The organism is Ruegeria sp. G2 (genome assembly GCF_056533505.1).
Map to the genome: position 1 here is coordinate 63,713 of NZ_JBQFON010000014.1, position 18,040 is coordinate 81,752.

The window sequence follows — 18,040 nt, forward strand, 5'->3', positions numbered from 1 at the left end:
CCTGATCCCCCTTACGCCCGGCCCAAGCTGGTGCGCAGTACGCCGATTGAAGATTTGTAGATCGCCAAGGCACGATCATGCTGTCGTTTGACCTCGACGGCTTTCAGCATTTCTTCTTCCAGTGAAACACCGTTGCCGTTTGGGTCGCCTGTTTCGGTGGCCGTATACTCGGCCCAGGGCTGTTGGTGCGGATCTCCGTGCAAATGGCCGGCACGGGTTGCCGTCATCGCCACCTCCCGGCCCGTGTTTTCAAATGTTGTCTGAAAGGCCTCGATATCGCGGGGTTTGTATCCCGGCGTATCGGCGTTGGCCATGTTGCGCGAGATGACAGCTTGCCGTTGCCCGGCATGGGTTGCCATTGCGTACGCTGTTTTAAAGACGTTCAGGTCAGAGAACATCGGGGCTTCTCCCTCGATCAATTTCAATCAAGGCTTAACCCCGATTCCTTTAGAAACCGTTTTCAGAAGCAAATTGGAGGACCCGTGATGTCCGAACTCGATCCGATGCACCTGAAATGTCAATTCGACAGAATGTCAGCAGTGCAGCACGTTGGGCGCGTTGCTGGTGTTGCCCACGGCGTGATCGAAATCAGCGGTTTGGCTAATCGGGCTCGAATCGGCGATCACCTGATCCTGCGCAGGCGCAGTGGTTCAGAGCTGCAAGGTGAGGTTCTGCGTGTCGGATCAGATCAGATTCAGATGCTTCCTGGCGCCGCGCCTGACGGGGTGAGCCTGGGTGACCCGGTGCTATTGGAGCAGATGCCCGCATTCGCCCCCGGACAGCATTGGCTGGGGCGTGTAGTTGATCCGTTCGGTAAGCCCCTGGACGGCAAACCGTTGCTGGCGGGCGTGCACGAGCGCGATCTGATGCAGGCCCCGCCCTCTGCCGTTTCGCGCAAACCTCTGGGTACGCGTATGGAAACCGGGTTGGCGATTCTGAATACTATGCTGCCCATTGTTCAAGGCCAGCGGATCGGTCTGTTCGCCGGGTCAGGTGTTGGCAAATCTACGTTGCTGGCCAACCTCGCCCGCTCGATGCAGGCTGATGCCGTTGTCGTTGCTCTGGTGGGGGAACGCGGGCGCGAGGTGAACGAGTTTGTCGAGACCGCCCTAGGTGCGGACGGCATGAAGCGATCGGTTGTTGTGGCGGCCACCTCGGACCAATCTGCTCTTGCCCGCAGACGCTGCGCGTGGTCGGCCATGTCTGTGGCGGAACATCTGCGGGATCAGGGGATGAACGTCCTGTTTCTGGCCGATTCGGTCACGCGCTTTGCGGAAGCACACCGAGAAATTGCCGTCGCCATGGGTGAGGCACCGTCGTTACGGGGCTTCCCGCCGTCGGTTACCCCGTTGATCGCAAATCTTTGCGAACGGGCAGGCCCTGGAACTGCCGAACAAGGAGATATCACAGCTGTCTTCAGTGTGCTGGTGGCCGGATCGGACATGGACGAGCCCATCGCTGATATTCTGCGCGGCGTGCTGGACGGGCATATCGTGCTGAACCGTGAGATCGCAGAGCGGGGGCGATTTCCTGCGATCGACCTCAACCGGTCGGTTTCGCGCAGCCTGCCCCGCGCTGCCACTTCCGAAGAAAACGAAATGATTGCGGAAACCCGGAAACTGGTTGGAAGCTATGAGCAGTCCGAGGTCATGATCAAAGCAGGCCTCTATGCCGAAGGAGCTGATCCATTGCTGGACCGCGCGATTCGGGTGCATGAAGAGTTGGACGATTTCTTTGCCAAAGCTGAGCCAGATGGGATCAATAATAGCTTTAATCGGCTGTCCCTGATCTTGCGGCGCGCGGTGGCGAATCCAGTTCAACGGGGATAGAATTCCGAACAGTTTTAAGTGTTAAGCCCACCTTAAGACCTGCGCTGTTACCCCGGTAGACGGGTGAATAGAAGGTGGTGGAGATGGGTGCGCAATCCAATGCGGCGCCAATCATCATCAAGAGGAAACGTGTATCGGGTGGCGATGGCCACCACGGTGGTGCGTGGAAAGTTGCGTATGCCGACTTTGTCACGGCCATGATGGCGTTCTTCATGTTGATGTGGCTGCTGAATGCAACAACCGAGACACAACGCAAAGGGCTGGCAGACTATTTCTCGCCCACGATCCCGGTCAATCCGGTTTCTGGCGGAGGCGATGGTGCATTTGGCGGCGATAACATGTTCTCAGAAAAAACCATGGTGATGGATGGCTCTGGTGCGAGCAATCGGCACCCCACCGAAGCGAAACAGGCGCGCGGCTCAACCGGTGTAGACGTCCAAAGCGGTGATGAGGGCGCGTTCGAAGATTTTTCGTCGCTTGAGGCTCAACTGCTCGGGCGCGCTGGCGAAAGTCTCGTGTCTGACAAGATGCTCAAGCATATCGTAACCCGTGTTACCGACGAAGGGCTGGTGGTCGAGCTGTTCGCAACAGATGAACAACCGTTATTCGAATCGGGTACGGGTAAGCCGACGCAAATGATGCGCGCGCTGGCACTGCTGGTGGCACGGTCTTCTGATCTGGTGACAAACGCAATCGCGGTCGAAGGTCATGTGCGGTCTGCACCGGTCGTAGTGGCGCATAATCCGGTCTGGGATCTTTCAACCGAACGTGCACAAAGCACCCGTCAATTGCTGCAAAACAAGGGGGTCCAACCAACGCGGCTCGACCGTGTGACCGGGCATGCCGACCGGGAACTGTCGGTCAATAACCCAATGGCGGTCCGCAATGATCGGGTCGAGATCATATTTCTGCGCAATCCCTGAGAGGTAGAGGATAGACCGCATTTTAGCTGTTAGCGCGCTGTTAAGGGCCAGTAGGGTACGTGTTGCATCAACCAATGACGCAACAAAAGGGCGTGCCGATGACCATTTCCTCTTCGCTGAATGCCGGTGTGGCAGCGTTGAAGGCCAACGCAAACAGGCTGGCCACGATCTCTGACAACATCGCCAACTCGTCGACATTTGGCTACAAAAGGGTTGAGACCGACTTTCACTCCATGGTCACCTCGGGCCAAGGTGGCAGCTATTCGGCAGGCGGTGTCCGAACCACAAGCCAGCGTCTGATCGATCAGCGCGGATCGTTGGTTACTACCAACAACTCAACCGATTTGGCCGTGCGCGGCAGAGGTATGCTACCGGTTCGACCCAGCTCGCAAATCGCGGCGGGCTCGAATGAGATGCTGCTGACCACGACGGGCTCGTTCCGCACCAATGAAGAAGGGTATCTGGTCACACAATCCGGTCTTGTCCTTCTCGGCTGGCGCGCCAATCCAGATGGTTCGATCCCTAGCGTCCCGAGGGATACGCCCGCAGCGCTGGAACCCATTCAGCTGAGCGTCAATCAACTGTCCGGCGCCCCCACAACATCAATGAATCTACGGATGAACCTGCCTGCAACCGCAACCGACGCCGGGGCTCCGGGGGATACGCAACCTCTGTCAGTCGAATATTTTGACAATCTGGGCAAATCCGAAAGCGTCGATATCGAGTTGGTGCCAACCGTTCCCGCAACCGGCAGCAGCAACGAATGGACCATGACATTGCGCGATTCAGCCTCGGGCGGCGCTGTCATCGGAGAATATACACTGACCTTTACCGATAGCCGCACAGCCGGAGGGACGTTGGCCAGCGTCACCGCAGTGTCTGGTGGGGCTTATGACCCGGCAACCGGAAGTGTCGTCGTCAATGTGGCTGGCGGTCCAATGGAGATTAATATCGGCCAGATCGGAGATGCGGACGGAATCACGCAGCTCTCGGACACATTTGCACCGGTTTCGATCACACGCGACGGCTCGGCTGTGGGCACAATGACAAGCGTACAGGTCGACGAGAATGGCTATGTCTACGCATTCTATGACACCGGGGTCAGTCGCCGGATGTTCCAGATTCCGTTGGCAGATGTGCCCAATCCAAACGGGCTGACCGCTTTGGACAGTCAGACTTACGCCCCCTCACGTGACAGTGGCACCTTCTTCTTATGGAACGCGGGTGAAGGTCCGACGGGCGATCTTGTGTCCTTCGCGCGCGAGGAATCGACAACCGATGTTGCCACCGAACTGACGTCGATGATCCAGACCCAACGTGCCTATTCGTCTAGCGCCAAGGTCATCCAGACCGTGGATGAGATGCTGCAGGAAACAACCAATATCAAACGCTGATCCAGTTATTAAGAAACAAAGAGGACGCGCCCGATGAACATGTCGACAGCACTGAACAACGCTCTGGGAGGGTTAAGCGCGGCAAGCCGAGGGGCGGCGGTTGTCTCTGGTAACATCGCAAACGCGCTGACGCCAGGTTATGCACGCAGATCCCTTGAACTGGCGACCAGTCCAATTTCGGGAAACGGCGTTCGTGTGGTCGGGATCACGCGCCATCATGATCCGGTTCTGATCGCTAACCAGCGCGAGACAGATGCGGAGTTCGCAGCCGCCAAGACCATATCTCAGTTTCATTCAAACTATGAAAATCTGGTTGGGTCCGCAGATGACGCCGCTTCGATCGCAGCTCGGCTCGCACAATTCGAAAGCAGCCTGATTACCGCAGCCAGCTTGCCGGACTCGGCGCAACGCCTGGATCAAACCGCGCGCGCTGCTCGCGATTTTAGTTCTGCGCTCAACTCAGCGTCCGATGGATTGCAGCATATGCGATCAAATGCTGATCGCACGATTGGTAAGCAGGTTGATACTCTGAATCAGACACTGAAAGACATCGAGAAACTGAATGCTCGGATTCCTGCGATCCGTAACTCGGGCGGAGACATCGGCGCCCTTCTCGACCAACGTCAAATTTTGATCGATCAGGTCAATGAACTGGTTCCAGTCAATGTGGTCGCGCGTGAGAATGATCAGGTTTCACTCTACGCGGAGGGCGGGCTGATCCTTTTGGAAGAAACCTCCGCCCAGCTCTCGTTCACGACCACCGGCGATACGATGCCACATATGACCGTAGCAAGCGGATTGCTGTCCGGGCTCGAAGTCAATGGGCGCCCCATTCGGCTCAGCGGCGATTTCGCGCAAATCAAGGGCGGCGCGCTGATGGCGCAGTTCGCGGTTAGGGATGAACTTGCCGTCGAAGCACAAGCTGACCTCGACGCTGTGGCCCGCGACTTGATTGAGCGGTTCGAAACAGCCGGGCTTGACCCAACTGCAACAGCCGCCGATCCCGGACTATTCACCGATGATGGCAATCGCTTTGACGCAATTAGGGAAACCGGGCTTGCTTCGCGCATCTCCTTAAATGTCGTCGTCGATCCGGATGCCGGAGGCGACAGCTGGAAACTGCGCGCAGGATTGGGTGCCTTGACACCCGGTGCCCCTGGAGATGCAAGCCAGTTGCACGCCTTCGGTGTCATTTTGTCAGACGCACGCCCGATTCCCAGTGCCAGCTTCGGGACTGGGTCGATGCGTGCTGCTGAAATTACCGAAGCATTGCTCTCAAAAGCCGGTACAAACGCACATGCAGCGGACCAACGCAGCATCTTTGCAGCAAACGCCCAATTAGAGATGCAGAAAATCGTCGCAGAGCAAGGCGTTGACAGCGATGCCGAACTGCAGCGTTTGATGCAGATCGAGCAGACCTACGCCGCCAACGCCCGCGTTGTTACGGTTGTTGATGAATTGATGGATACCTTGTTGAGGCTATAAACATGGCGTTGAACTCTATCGGTGATCTGGCTCGGGGGTTGACCCTCAGGACCCGCAGCACCGAAATCAAATCGCAAATTGAAACTCTGTCCTATGAGATGTCTACAGGCAAGGTGCAAGATATTTCAGGCCACCTGGGCGGCGACTACGCGCACCTGCTGGATCTGGATCGCAGTCTCGAGCGGTTGGACGCATATTCAATCGCCACGGCGGAGGCGCGACTATTCACGGACGCAATGCAATTGAGCCTGACAACGTTCAGCGGATCGGTGGCCGAGATATCTGCATCGCTGCTGTCATTTGGTACTGCAAATCAGACCGTGACACATGAGCAAGCCTCGGTTCAGGCCCGCAACGAACTCGACACAATGATCTCAGCGCTGAACACAAGGGCCGGTGGGCGCAGCCTGTATTCCGGGACCTCAACCGATATCTCTCCGTTACTGTCAGCTGAAACTTTGCTGGGGGCACTGCAAGCAGAGTTGTCAGGCCTCCCAACCGCATCGGACATCCGCCGAGCCGCCGAAGACTGGTTCAACGACCCAACGGGGTTTGACGCGGTTATTTATCAGGGTGGCGCCGACACCCTGGATCCGATGCAAATATCCGAGAACGAAAGGGTCTCTCTTCCAATCACCGCTACCGATCCCGCGCTAAAGTCTGCGCTACGCGACGTCGCTGTTGCAGCACTGGCCACAGATGACGCGCTGGCATGGTCTCCAGGTCTGCGTACCGCGCTATTCACAGAGCTCGGCGTTGAATTGGCTAACACTCAGGACGCGACGGTAAACCTGCGCGCCCAGGTTGGCGCCGCCGAAGCACGCATTGAGCAGGCCGGCACTCGCATCGCAGCTGCAAAAACAAGCGCCGAGTACGCACGTAGTGAATTGATCTCAGCAGATCCTTACGAAACCGCGGCACGGCTGCAAACTGTGCAGTTCCAGCTGGAAAGTCTTTATTCCGTGACCGTCCGCAATGCCAACCTTTCGCTCGTGAACTTCCTCAGATGAAAACTCTCGCATTCCTGTTGATAGTCTTGCCTTGTATCGCAAACGCCGGTGCTATCCGTCTAAAAGATCTGGTTGATTTTGACGGCGTGCGCGGCAACGACCTGGTGGGTTATGGCCTTGTTGTCGGTCTGAACGGTACCGGAGACGGCTTGCGTAACTCTCCGTTTACCGAAGAAATCATGTCCAACATTCTCGAAAGGTTGGGTGTGAACGTGAACGGCGAGGATTTTCGCCCGAAGAACGTCGCCGCCGTATTGGTTACAGCCACCCTTCCGCCCTTCGCGCGTGTCGGTGGTCAGATTGATGTAACCGTCTCTGCGATTGGAGATTCCAAAGGACTTCTTGGAGGTACGCTGATCATGACACCCCTGAACGCGGCAGACGGTCAGATCTATGCGGTGGCCCAGGGAACAGTATTGGCTGGTGGTGCTGCGGTTGAGGGTGACGCAGCTTCGGTTGTAAGCGGCGTTCCGACATCGGGAGTCATCCCCTCCGGAGCGCGTGTTGAGCGCGAGATCGACTTTACCCTTTCCGACCTCACGCAACTCAGGCTGGCTTTGAGGGAGCCGGATTTCACGACCGCCAGCCGTATCGAAGCCGCGATAAACACCGAATTTAACCGGGCTGTTGCACTCATGCGCGACTCCGGCACTGTGGAACTAAGCATCGATGCAACGCGCGCAGTTTCTACCGCCCACGCAATCGGTCGGATCGAGAACATTTTAGTCGAACCCGAAAGCAAGGCCCGTGTTGTCGTCGATCAGAGATCGGGTACAATCGTAATGGGTCGAGATGTCAGGATTTCGCGCGTAGCGGTGTCGCAGGGCAACTTGACCCTCACCGTCGAGGAAGCCCCTATTGCCGTTCAACCCAATCCTTTTGCGCGTGGAGAAACAGTCGTCGTTCCGCGTACTTTTGCTGGAATCGAGGAAGAAGAAGGAACTGGACTGGCGGAAATTCCCGAAGCAACCACTCTTTCCGAAGTGGTTGCCGGGTTGAATGCCTTGGGCGTATCGCCACGCAACATGATCGATATTTTGAAAACCATCAAAGCTGCCGGTGCGCTTCATGCTGAGTTCATCGTCAGATGAGCAGTATCGCAAATGCTATCAACAAAGAACCTCTCTGATTTCGACTTACTTGGATTTCCAACTATCCAGCCAGCGGCGTAATCCTTTGCGTTTTTCATCAATCGCATCACCGGCGGCGTAAAGACCATCTTCCATGTTTTCCAAAACCGGATCGATCTTCTTTTGCCGGAAACGGCGCCACCGGACCCAGATAGCCCATACCAATGCCGCGAATATCGTCAGAAAGATGATATTGAACCAGGGTATGATGCGCACATCAGGTCCATCGACATGGCGAATGAAGATCGCGTTAGGAAAGATCGACATGAACTCATTGCGCCAGCCGTAATGCGTTACGACCACCCAATCGGGGTTTTCCTTGGTCGATTTCGCGTCGTTAGCCTCGGTATAAAGGTTCGCCGTGTCGAACTTGAAATAGGGCGGCCAGCCCCAGCCGGTGTCTTCGTTGCGATAGACAATGGGCTTTCCGTTGGCGCGCACCGCCTGAATGAACTGCACATCGCGGTTTGACAGGCTCGTGGATTGATCCTCGGGTTCAGACCAGAATATTCGGGTCCAATCCGTCAGGTCCTGACGTTCCTCATAGGTGTTGACGATCCGCACAACATCGTGCTGCGGCAGAGAATACTGCAGGATCACGGCAATCGTGCCCCAGAAGATGATGATGAACGCCCATTTTACATAGGCCATGCCTTAACCCTCACATGTAATTCACGATGTAGATCAGCGCGCCAATCGCCACCCAAGGCACAATATAGACACCCAAAATCAATTTGCGCCGGAACGAATTGTCGTAGACGTGCAAACCACGCGCAACAAACGCTTCTTTGTTGCCAGTTTTGCCTTTCGCGTCCCACCAGGTTTCCAGCTTTTGCCGCCTGACGCTGCGCGAATAAAAGGACAGCGCGAAATAGGCGATCGTCTGGACAACCAGCAGGATCAGGAACAGGCGCATTGCTCCGAACATCTCAATCCCTCCCAACCGCGCCCCAGGGGCCAACCCGTGCGATGACCGTTTCGCTGCTCCGGTCGTTACCGCTCATGTCCGGCTCATGGCCAAACAAGGCCGCACGGGCACCAGCCTTGTCCACCTGATACTCGCGCGCAAGGAAATCGGCAACATAGGCTTTCTTGGCCTCGGGCCAGTTCGAGTAGGTCTTATAGAACAGCTCCTTGTGGCAGATGAACAGCTGGCGCGGATCCAGCGGAGCTAGTTCCGCCAGCAGCATATTCACCAGATCGCGGTTTGGCGTGTTCGCTGCGCGGAGCGTATAGAAATAGGCCGCATGGTCCGAGGTGATCCGCGGCCAACGGCCTCCATCCGTCGCCCAGCGCAGCAGTTGCGCAAGGCCGTGATACGCTTCGGGCAGGCGATCCGCATGGTTGCGGGCAAGGCGGCGCATGTCTCTGCGGTCCAGTCCGGTCAGATCGACATCGGCATCCGCAGCGGCGGCAATGGTCAAGAAGTCCATCTTCTGCTGCAGTATCGCAGCAGCATCCACGCCGCGTGCTTTGACAATCGGTTCAACCAGATCGTTGTAGTCCAGAAACTTTGCAATCTGGTTTCGCTGCGATGTGCCAAAGACGTATTTGATCGGCATATCGTCAGGCTTTTCGCCCATGCAAATCGCCGCCGGGTGATCCATATCCGGGAACAGGTAGAGCCCGCCAAAATGCGCCGTCCAGAAATTACGCTGCTCGAACGCTGTATGACGCAGGCGGACGGGGTTGCGGGTGACGTCGCCAGTTTCCTTGGCGGTTTCGATCATCCTGGCAATCAGCACATCGTCGAACCAGGCGTCCTCTTCGGTCTTGAACCGCTCGACCATGCCCGCCAGTTGCTCGGCCTTGCGCAGGGTGCCGCCTGCGGTATCCGCCTCAATCTCGATCTTACGCAGGTTCAGAAGATCGCGCGGCGTGGTGAGTTTGATGACCGAGTTCACCATCTCTCCGGCCACCGCATCGGTGGCGGTCAGGGCAAATAGCTGCACCTCGTTCATCTCGATGAATTCGCGCAGGATATCGCGCGAGGTCGAGAATTTGACGTTCAGCAAGGGCGCGCGTTTCTGCTCGGTCGTCAAAAGGATGAACTGCCGGTTGACCCCGTTGGGGTTGAGGTAGAGCTCGTCCTCCAGCTCAATTCCCACCTCCGGCGAATAGCCTGAGATATCGACATGGAAATCCGAAAGCTGAGTGGTCTTGCCCGCCAGATGCCGCAACGCGCGATTATACCGCTCGACCAGAGCCGGGCTGGAGATGTGGACGAGGTTGCCGAACATCAGACCTTTTTCGATGAGGCGGATCATTGCCTGACACCATTATCATGTACCGACCAATAGAAACAAAGGCATACAATAGGAACTGCAACGATAAGCGCACGATGCGCTATAAATTTCGCTGCATCAACATACATGCCGATCGTGGTTTCTCCGCCAACAACCCAGTTTAATCCGTTAAACAGGTAAGAAACCAAAAAACTCACAAAGAAGACGAACAAGACGATGGTTACCAGCGAAACTAGAAAACCTGTTGTTTTGGATACTTCTAAGAATTTTGCTTTCTTACCCATATTCCACGCAATTGGTGCGCATGCGCCAGAGCTGAGAACCGTGACAACTGCGATTAAACCGAAAATAGCAAGTGCGATCATATTGCTCTAAGCCCCGCCCTTATCACCCAGAAAATTATCCCTTCCCTCCAGATACCGCCGCTTGGCCTCTTCCATCCGGCCCATCTCACGCACTGCGTTCTCGATGGCGACTTCGTCGCTCTTGTCGGCATAGCGGAATTCGCTGTCGGCGTAGCGGTTGATCTCTTGTATCACCATCTCCACCGTGATCGGCTGACGCAGGTCCTCGATCATGGCCTTCTTGGTATCGTAGTCCCGAAACAGGAATAGGTCGGGGTTTTCCATCCATTCGTCGGGCAGTTCGAAATCCATCGCGCGGACCTTGACCGCGTCGGTGATGTTCTTGATCGCGCGACCGGTAAAACGCTCATCCGCCTGCTGGATCGCCTTGAGGTAGGTGCCCAGTTTGGCGATCGTGTCCATCTGACCGATATCGCCTGAAACGCGGTCATAGACCTGCAGCAGAGCGTCCTCGTGCGGGCGGGCGTGGCTTTCGAAGCTGGCGGCGACGGCCTTTTTGATCTCCTGCGCGGCATAGGCGTCGTGTTCGCCCAGTGGGATGTCGTGGTTGCGGCCCATCAGCAGGTGCAGGATGTCGATGTAATCCTCACGCGTTTGCGGCCCGTCCACCAGGAACCGCGCTCCGGCGCGCTGGCGCAGGGCGTCGTCCACATTCTCGGGATAGTTCGAGAACATGCCAAAGGTGCAGTTGCCGCGCACGACGGTGTTGGCGCCTGCAAAGCTCTCCATCAGCACGGCGGTGATTTCCAATTGCCCGGCTGAGGACTGCCGGTCGCCGCGTTTACCCGCAAGCTGGTCGATATCGTCGATGGTGCCAAAGCCGATGACCGAGGGGTCGATGATCGTGTTGATAAACGCCTTGGCGTTCTGGCCCGACTTGCCCTGATAGCTGTCGATATTGTCAGTGCTCAGGTTCTGATAGCGGAACGGATAGCCAGCATTTTGGCAATAGTCGTTGATCAGCCCGGCCATCATCTGGATCAGAGTGGTCTTGCCGGTACCCGGTTTGCCGTCGCCCATGAAGGTGAAGATGAACCCGCCGAGCTCGGCAAACGGGTTCAGGCGGCGGTCAAAATCATAGGCCATCACCATCTTGGCCAGCTTCATCGCCTGATACTTGGCGATATGGTTGCCCACCACTTCGTTCGGTTTCTTGAACGTCATGGTCAGGGTGGTGGATTTGGCTTTGGAGGCGGGTTCAAACCCCCGGATCGTCAGGTCATCAGCCTCGATATGCCAGGCGGCGTTCTGGAACGGGGCCAAATGGCCTGCGGATTGGGCACGCAGGGCGGCCTTTTCCATTAGCTGTTCAGCATAGGCGCTTGTCGCCGCGATTAGGTGCGCGTCGTCTGGGGCGTGTTTGGCCAGGATCTGATCCAATTCCCACAGCGCGCCATGCAAGGCGAGTTGGCCGTTGTCGGTCAGAACCTCTTCTATCTCACCGATATCGACGGTGGTTTCGCCCAAATGCGAGGACATCAAGTAAGCCAGCGCATTGCCCAGAACATGTGACGTGATCAGCGCTTCGGCGATCAGTAATTCCGAGAATTCAGTTTTGCGGGCGGCAGGCAGATCTCCGGCAAGGTTGGCGCGCTTCAGGTCGGCCAGCGGAGTCTGCTCCGCATACGCCTCGGCTACAGCCAGAGCGATGGCTATTGCACGGCGGATTGCCTGTTGCGTTGTGGCCTGAGGCGGCGAGACCAGCGCATCATCATCGTCAGAGGCCTCGATCCGTTCAACCAGATGCACCCCATCCGCCCGCGCAGTTCGGCGTGTCACCAGCCCCGGTGTCGTGGAGCGAAACCGCCGTCCGGTCGACACGCCCGGAGAGCGCTCAACGGTGGCTTCAACAGCCTTTGCAATCCGTGGCGCGTGCTCGAACCCGTTCAGCAGGGCGGTCGCGGCGGGGTAGTGCTTGCGAATGTCGTCATCGCGCAATTCCATCTGATCTGACGTCAAACTCATCTTCTCACCAATAGGTATAGTTGAAAAACATACGGCTCTTCACGTGTCCGCTCTCATCAGCGTTAACGCAGGCAAGATAGTAACCGCCCAAGTTTACCGGGGGTATCTGATAGCACTCAGAACCTGCTGGAATAGCGCCACCGTGCGATTCAATTGCCTCCGCGTACTCCAATGGGAAGCCGCGCTTATCCAGCTTTTTTCGCAGTTCGTCAGCGGAAGTACCGACCTCGCTGTTTTCAAAGAACCACTTGCGTTGGACGGCGCTGTCCAGGCCACAAGCTGCAACGGTTAGAAACAAAACAAGAGTTGATACCGCCTTTGTCATTCAATACCTCAACACCTGCCCGGTTTTGCTGACCACAAACTTGCGCACATCGCCAAAACCCGGCGGGTTGCGTTCGGCCAACACCTGAAACGGGCGCTGGGGCAGGATGATTGACCGCTGCGTCCGCGTCGCCCCGGTCTCGGCCCCTTGCCCGCCGAACGGGTCCAGCGCAAAGACCTCACGTTCGACGGTCGAGAACCATCCGGCGCGTTCTTCGATGACCTCTTCGCTTTCCAACTCCTCGGTAGTCCACGCCAGCGCCCAGTCCTGCCCCTCGGGTGCCTGCGCGTCCTCGAGCACCTGCCGCAGAGGGCCGGATTGCTCGGTAAAGGCCGAGGAATACATCGGTCCCACATGAATGCGGCGCATATGTTTGGGATGCAATTCGTCGAAATCCTGATCGAAGCCTTTGGCAATCGTCACCAGTTTCAACCCGCCCAGAGATTGCGCCATCAGATGCGCCTGCACTTCAGGCCAGCGGCGCTGGTCCTTGGGCAGGGCGGTTTTACCGCTGTCCACCAACTGCATCAGGTAGATGACTGGTAGGTTGATCTGACTGTCATAGACCGCCCAGTGGATCATGAACTTGCGCCGCTCGCCTTCATTCCCGATCCAGTGGCATTCGGGATCGTTGCGGGCCCAGAACAACTGACCTTTCAACAATTCCTCGTAATAGAGCCTTTGGGACAGCGCGAATTGCAGCTTGGTGGGGATTTCCTGATCACCGATGATCGTTCGGACCATGTCGGTTTTCAGGTCATCTTCCGAGGGCATGTTCGCCAGATGCACCTGCGCCTGCTGCGCGTCATTGGCCATGGTCAGCAACTCGGCCGCAACCGGAAACCCGCTGTCGCGCTTGTCCATGGCGAGGCTGCCAAAGAACCGCCCCGTATCGCGCCCGACCAGCAGGTATTTCATGGAAAGCGCGCGGAAGGTGTAGAGCAGCCCCGAGAGGTAGCGCGACACGATCCGCACCTCTTGCTTGCTGATCGCGCCCTCGGCCTCCATCGTCGCGGCCACGCGCAGAAGGTGGACGGTGATCACCTCGAATTTGCGGAAGTAACGGCGCGAGGCGAAGGTGTCGGTCAGGCCAACGTGGTCTCGGGCGGGGTCAGCTGCCAATTGCTTTCTCCCACAGTCTATGAACGTCCGCAGACGCTATCTGGCGCTGTTTGCGAACAGAACCAAGCAAATCCGCTGGAGAAAAATGGTGAGCGCGTTGCCAGACAATTCCACATTTCTGAATTATGCCAACATAAGCAGGGCCCACAAACCTCGCTACTTGCCAAACGAGAAAGGCCAAAGAAATTGGCGACAGCAATACTAGTGAAACTCCCATGGCTGTTTCGTTGCCACCGGTAATCCAAAACGTAACCGCAAAGCTAATGGCGAATACTGCAATCAAAGGTAGCGCAAAGATAAAGTACCAACCCCCGATATATGCCATCGCAAGCGCTGCACCGAAGATACCAATAGCCCAACGAAGGGGCGACCAACCTAACTGCTCTGACCGGCTTGTATTCAATCGGTCCAAGCTCAACCCCCATACAAATTCTTATCATGCTTCTCGACAATCGAGGCGAACCGACGGGCAAAACGCTCGTCTGCCTTGGCCTTTTTCTCCAGCACGTCGCGGGCAAAGACCATGTGGCCCTCGTGCGCCTCAAGCATGTCGGCCATTTTCTGGTTGGTCGCGGTGCCGATGGCGGCCATGGCGGTTTGCGCCTCCTGATCGGTCTGCACGCCGATCTCGTTGATGCGGTGGGCCACGTCCTGCTGTTGTGCCGTTTTCAGCGATTTGGTCAGGGCGTCATACAGCACCACGCGCTGTTGCGTGTCTGTCTGCAGCTTGTTGATCAGCACCATCTGCGTCGCCGCCTGGTTTTGCAGTGAATCGACCCAGGTTTTGCCCTTTTCGATATAGCGCTCCAGCGTCTGGGATTTGGCCAGCTTGACCTGCTCCTCCTGAACCTTGGCGTTGTATTGTTTGTTCAACTCGGCCAGTTCGGTCTCTAACTGGGTCCGCGCGGCGGCATCCTGTTCGACGCTGATCTTGTTCTCCAGCGTGATTATCGTCGGATCCATGCCCTGAATCTCGGCCCGCAAAGCCTCCAGTTCGGCCACTGTCGCCTCGCGGTCGTCCAGCGTGACAGTTAGGTTATCCTCGACCTTCACGCGCTGCTCTTCCAGCACCGACAGCTGCCCTTCCAGCAGTTTCACGATCACGTCGGATTTGGCGATCAGGTCCTGTAGCTTGTCATCGATATTGGCGGTGCGCATCCGCTCCTGCCGCATCGATTCAGATTTGGCTTTGGCGAAGATGCCAACAAACGACTCCCATCCGGTTTTCGAGCGCATCTCATCGAAATCCTTGGAAAACGCATTGGTGACATCATCCAAACCCATGATCAGCTCGGCGATGTTTGCGTTCATCACCTCGGTATGGGCGTGCACATCCTCGAGCGTTGCATTTTCGATGTCGATATCCGCCTCGGCGGTGCCAATCTTGGCCCGTGTCGCTTCGATCCGCGAAGTCAACCCTTCGATCTGCGACTGACTTTCGCGCACTTTGGCCTGAGTTTCCTGAATCAACGCTTCAAACTGCTGGTTCGACATCTGTCCTATTCCTTTTTTTCTTATCTATCCAATAAGATAAGGGATGTTACACGGATTTACATCCCTCTGAGTGTTAAATCCCCACGAAGATTGGCAAATTCAGACATGAAATGAAAGAAGGGATGCCATAAACCGAAACGCCAAGATGGATTTCCCGAAGCATCCAAACTGCTCTTTAATCTATGAAGAAGTGATTTGTAATTTTGTCAGTCGCGTCATTATCGTAGACACTCGATAAATACGCGCGCTCGATATCATCATCAAAAAGAGAAAGAACTTCATTCAGTTGCCTTTGCTCCATCAGTTCCGGGACGAATCGAAAAACGGTTCGCATTACATAACTGCAGTCAGTCTTTTCAGGATCACAAAGATCTAATTCTTGTTTGATCGTATCGATCAAAAACTCATCTTGTAGCCGATTCAGGAACTGCCTTTCTGCGCTGGAAGAACCGAGTTCTATTGATTTTCTTATCCAAATGGCTTTTTCATTCCGTCGTGCACCGCACATTTCTTGGACTGAGAGCTTAGGTGATACTGATCGATATTGATCTTGGAAGCGGGCATCCTGAAATAGATCCCTACAGTATAGTCCCGTCCAAAAGCCATGGCTTTCGACGATATCCGGCTTGGTGAAGTCTAGTACATAATCGGCAATACCCGGATTTTTGTGCAAGTTCGCCATAACCGGACTACCAAGCATTCCAAGATCAAGAATATTGAACTGCTTGTGCCATGACATCACACCAAGATCCGGGTTAGATACCAACGGTCGTCGGATTTCGTTGTTCTGAGCAATCGCATTGAATTCTCGACGCACTTGATCAAAACCATCGACTGCCCAGCCAAGATAGTAAGGCTCCGTTCGATACATCCAGACCGAAGCAACAACGCCAACTACAGCAATTGTACGAAGTTCAACAATTCTTCGCGACGCAACAGCGTGATAAACACACCATGTCGGGAGCAGGAGAGAAACGACCGTGACATAGCTGTAAGTGCGCATCCAATCGATCCGAGGACGGCCCAAGAATACAGGAGAAATAAGCGCCACGCACAAGACAACTAATATCGCAGAAATCAGAAATTTATCAGCAGCGTCCATCCCCAATCTGAAGACAAGTGGTAGGCAAACAACGGCTAGCCACCAGCCACCTTGCACAAAGTTATAAGCCGATACCTGCATTCCTTCGACCATTGGTTGAACGGATCCTGATAACAGCGCCTGCACTCGGTCAAGTGGAGAAATACCCTGCGCCGCAGCGGTATTTGGGAAGAATTCTCCGAAATAGGCAAATCGAATTCCATGAATGACGACACATAGCGCCGCAACCAAAAACGAAAACTTTAGCGCCCCGAATGAATGAAACTTGCGCTGCCAATAGACTGAAAACAAACCTAATAAAGCCACTATAGTAAGCAGAAGCTCCAGCCTTACAAAGCACGTTAGGACCAAGGGAATGGCCCAGAGGAACGACACGCGCTTGCACCTTATCATCCGAACAAGCCCTGCGATGCTCAGTACGATTAGGAAATGAGTTAAAGCGTTTTCCATCCCTGACCCATGCCAGAGGAAAAATGGATACACAAAACTCAATGCGAGCGACAATAGCAGAATAGAAAACAGACCTTCGGCCCTTGAAACGCCAAGCGCCAAAGCTATCGCCGCGCCCAATAGCAATGTCGCAACAAGCGTTTGTAAAAAGGCAAATGATGCGTAATTAATGCCGGTCATAGCATAGGTAGCGGCATATAGAATCATTTGCACAGGGCTGGAAGATGCTTCGACAATTGGGCCAGAGGGACTTACGCCGACAAAGCCAAAGTCAACAAGGTTTCGCCCTGCACTCATTGTAATGACACCATCGTCACGCGTTTGATACAGGCTAGCGTCAATCATGCCATATCTGACAAAGAACACTGCGACTAGAATGCACGCCGCGCAGATTAAATAATTTGAGACGGAAAACTTGGACAAGTGATGCTTAGAATAACTGTTCAACGCTTCTTGCCCAAAAAATTTAGCCCGAGGAAATCAGGGATGATGTATTTACGATAGATATCTGTTTCGGTCGGCGACCGGAACTCATTGTTCTCTGTACCCAGATAAAATTGGCAAAAACGGCACACCTCGGCATTCGAATCGCGATAGGCTAATTTGCCAGAAATCGGTCCATTCGGTCATTACTCTGGAACGACAACGCCCCGCGTCTGGAGGAACGCGGGGCGTGTGTTGCGATAACCCAGAGAGGAGAAGATTATCGCGACGTGATCAAAGGCATCAGTTCACGGCTTTTGCGTCAACCACATCCTTTTCGATGGCATTTGCCGAAGAGATCTCGATTCGGCGCGGCTTAAGGGCTTCGGGCACTTCGCGCTTCAGGTCGATGTTCAGCATGCCGTTCTCATGGCTTGCACCGGTGACGCGAACGTGGTCGGCCAGGGCGAAACGTCGCTCGAATGCGCGGGTCGCGATGCCACGGTGCAGGTAGCTGCGATCCTTGTCTTCGGCGGATTTCTTGCCAGAGACAACCAACGAATTTTCTTTTACTTCAACCGACAGATCGGCCTCAGAGAACCCGGCAACAGCGACCGAGATGCGATAGGTGTCAGCATCGGTCTTTTCAATGTTGTAAGGGGGATAGCTGGGCTGAGCCACGTCGTTGGTCAGAACCCTGTCCATCATGTCTGCGATCTGATCGAAACCGATAGTGGCGCGGTGAAGCGGTGCAAAGTCAAATGTACGCATGTCGTA

At 55.4% G+C, this 18,040-nt stretch carries 18 protein-coding genes; 6 read left to right on the forward strand and 12 right to left on the reverse strand.

Annotated features, from left to right (window positions below; genetic code table 11):
• Nucleotides 1-11 precede the first annotated feature (11 nt).
• Nucleotides 12-398, reverse strand: coding sequence for a FlgB family protein (locus ACR0DU_RS20070; protein WP_480877020.1), 387 nt, complete (start codon nt 396-398; stop codon nt 12-14).
• An 87-nt stretch (nt 399-485) separates the two neighbouring features.
• On the opposite strand from ACR0DU_RS20070, the gene ACR0DU_RS20075 reads away from it, so the two are divergent.
• The 6 genes from ACR0DU_RS20075 to ACR0DU_RS20100 all read left to right on the forward strand — a co-directional run bounded on the left by ACR0DU_RS20075 (nt 486) and on the right by ACR0DU_RS20100 (nt 7,732).
• A complete protein-coding gene (locus ACR0DU_RS20075) occupies nt 486-1,829 on the forward strand; it encodes a FliI/YscN family ATPase (RefSeq protein WP_480877023.1) in 1,344 nt (447 codons plus the stop codon).
• A gap of 83 nt (nt 1,830-1,912) precedes the next feature.
• Nucleotides 1,913-2,752, forward strand: coding sequence for a flagellar motor protein MotB (locus ACR0DU_RS20080; protein ID WP_480715897.1), 840 nt, complete (start codon nt 1,913-1,915; stop codon nt 2,750-2,752).
• 98 nt (nt 2,753-2,850) lie between these two features.
• The gene (locus ACR0DU_RS20085; protein WP_480715896.1) at nt 2,851-4,146 is read left to right on the forward strand and encodes a flagellar hook protein FlgE; all 1,296 of its coding nucleotides are present in this window, start codon (nt 2,851-2,853) and stop codon (nt 4,144-4,146) included.
• Between the two features lie 33 nt (nt 4,147-4,179).
• Nucleotides 4,180-5,631, forward strand: a complete 1,452-nt coding sequence (flgK, locus tag ACR0DU_RS20090; protein ID WP_480715895.1) for a flagellar hook-associated protein FlgK — start codon at nt 4,180-4,182, stop codon at nt 5,629-5,631.
• Nucleotides 5,632-5,633: 2 nt separating this feature from the next.
• Entirely contained in the window at nt 5,634-6,641 is a 1,008-nt protein-coding gene (locus ACR0DU_RS20095; protein WP_480877027.1) for a flagellin, read from the forward strand.
• On the forward strand, nt 6,638-7,732 hold the full coding sequence (locus ACR0DU_RS20100) for a flagellar basal body P-ring protein FlgI (RefSeq protein ID WP_480877030.1): 1,095 nt from the start codon (nt 6,638-6,640) through the stop codon (nt 7,730-7,732). Before ACR0DU_RS20095 ends, ACR0DU_RS20100 begins: the two co-directional genes overlap by 4 nt.
• A 45-nt stretch (nt 7,733-7,777) precedes the next feature.
• On the opposite strand, the gene ACR0DU_RS20105 is transcribed toward ACR0DU_RS20100, so the two are convergent.
• The 11 genes from ACR0DU_RS20105 to ACR0DU_RS20155 all read right to left on the reverse strand — a co-directional run bounded on the left by ACR0DU_RS20105 (nt 7,778) and on the right by ACR0DU_RS20155 (nt 18,034).
• The gene (locus tag ACR0DU_RS20105) at nt 7,778-8,422 is read right to left on the reverse strand and encodes a DUF1523 family protein (protein ID WP_170775858.1); all 645 of its coding nucleotides are present in this window, start codon (nt 8,420-8,422) and stop codon (nt 7,778-7,780) included.
• 10 nt (nt 8,423-8,432) lie between these two features.
• Nucleotides 8,433-8,699 carry a hypothetical protein gene (locus ACR0DU_RS20110; protein ID WP_170473543.1) on the reverse strand — a complete coding sequence of 89 codons (267 nt, stop codon included), beginning with the start codon at nt 8,697-8,699 and terminating at the stop codon, nt 8,433-8,435.
• 1 nt (nt 8,700) lies between these two features.
• A complete protein-coding gene (locus ACR0DU_RS20115) occupies nt 8,701-10,038 on the reverse strand; it encodes a DUF6638 family protein (RefSeq protein ID WP_480877033.1) in 1,338 nt (445 codons plus the stop codon).
• Nucleotides 10,035-10,382: a hypothetical protein gene (locus ACR0DU_RS20120; protein WP_480877036.1), complete on the reverse strand. Its 348-nt coding sequence runs from the start codon at nt 10,380-10,382 to the stop codon at nt 10,035-10,037. The genes ACR0DU_RS20115 and ACR0DU_RS20120 overlap by 4 nt, the downstream gene beginning before the upstream one ends.
• A 6-nt stretch (nt 10,383-10,388) precedes the next feature.
• The gene (locus tag ACR0DU_RS20125; protein WP_480877039.1) at nt 10,389-12,347 is read right to left on the reverse strand and encodes an AAA family ATPase; all 1,959 of its coding nucleotides are present in this window, start codon (nt 12,345-12,347) and stop codon (nt 10,389-10,391) included.
• A gap of 4 nt (nt 12,348-12,351) precedes the next feature.
• Nucleotides 12,352-12,672, reverse strand: coding sequence for a hypothetical protein (locus ACR0DU_RS20130; protein ID WP_480877042.1), 321 nt, complete (start codon nt 12,670-12,672; stop codon nt 12,352-12,354).
• Nucleotides 12,673-13,794: a hypothetical protein gene (locus ACR0DU_RS20135; RefSeq protein ID WP_480877045.1), complete on the reverse strand. Its 1,122-nt coding sequence runs from the start codon at nt 13,792-13,794 to the stop codon at nt 12,673-12,675.
• A complete protein-coding gene (locus ACR0DU_RS20140) occupies nt 13,784-14,206 on the reverse strand; it encodes a hypothetical protein (RefSeq protein WP_480877048.1) in 423 nt (140 codons plus the stop codon). Before ACR0DU_RS20140 ends, ACR0DU_RS20135 begins: the two co-directional genes overlap by 11 nt.
• A gap of 2 nt (nt 14,207-14,208) precedes the next feature.
• Nucleotides 14,209-15,288: a hypothetical protein gene (locus ACR0DU_RS20145; protein ID WP_480877051.1), complete on the reverse strand. Its 1,080-nt coding sequence runs from the start codon at nt 15,286-15,288 to the stop codon at nt 14,209-14,211.
• A gap of 175 nt (nt 15,289-15,463) precedes the next feature.
• On the reverse strand, nt 15,464-17,185 hold the full coding sequence (locus ACR0DU_RS20150) for a hypothetical protein (protein WP_480877054.1): 1,722 nt from the start codon (nt 17,183-17,185) through the stop codon (nt 15,464-15,466).
• Between the two features lie 381 nt (nt 17,186-17,566).
• Nucleotides 17,567-18,034 (reverse strand): Hsp20 family protein, encoded by a 468-nt coding sequence (locus tag ACR0DU_RS20155; protein ID WP_010438794.1) that lies wholly within the window; start codon nt 18,032-18,034, stop codon nt 17,567-17,569.
• Between the last annotated feature and the right edge of the window lie 6 nt (nt 18,035-18,040).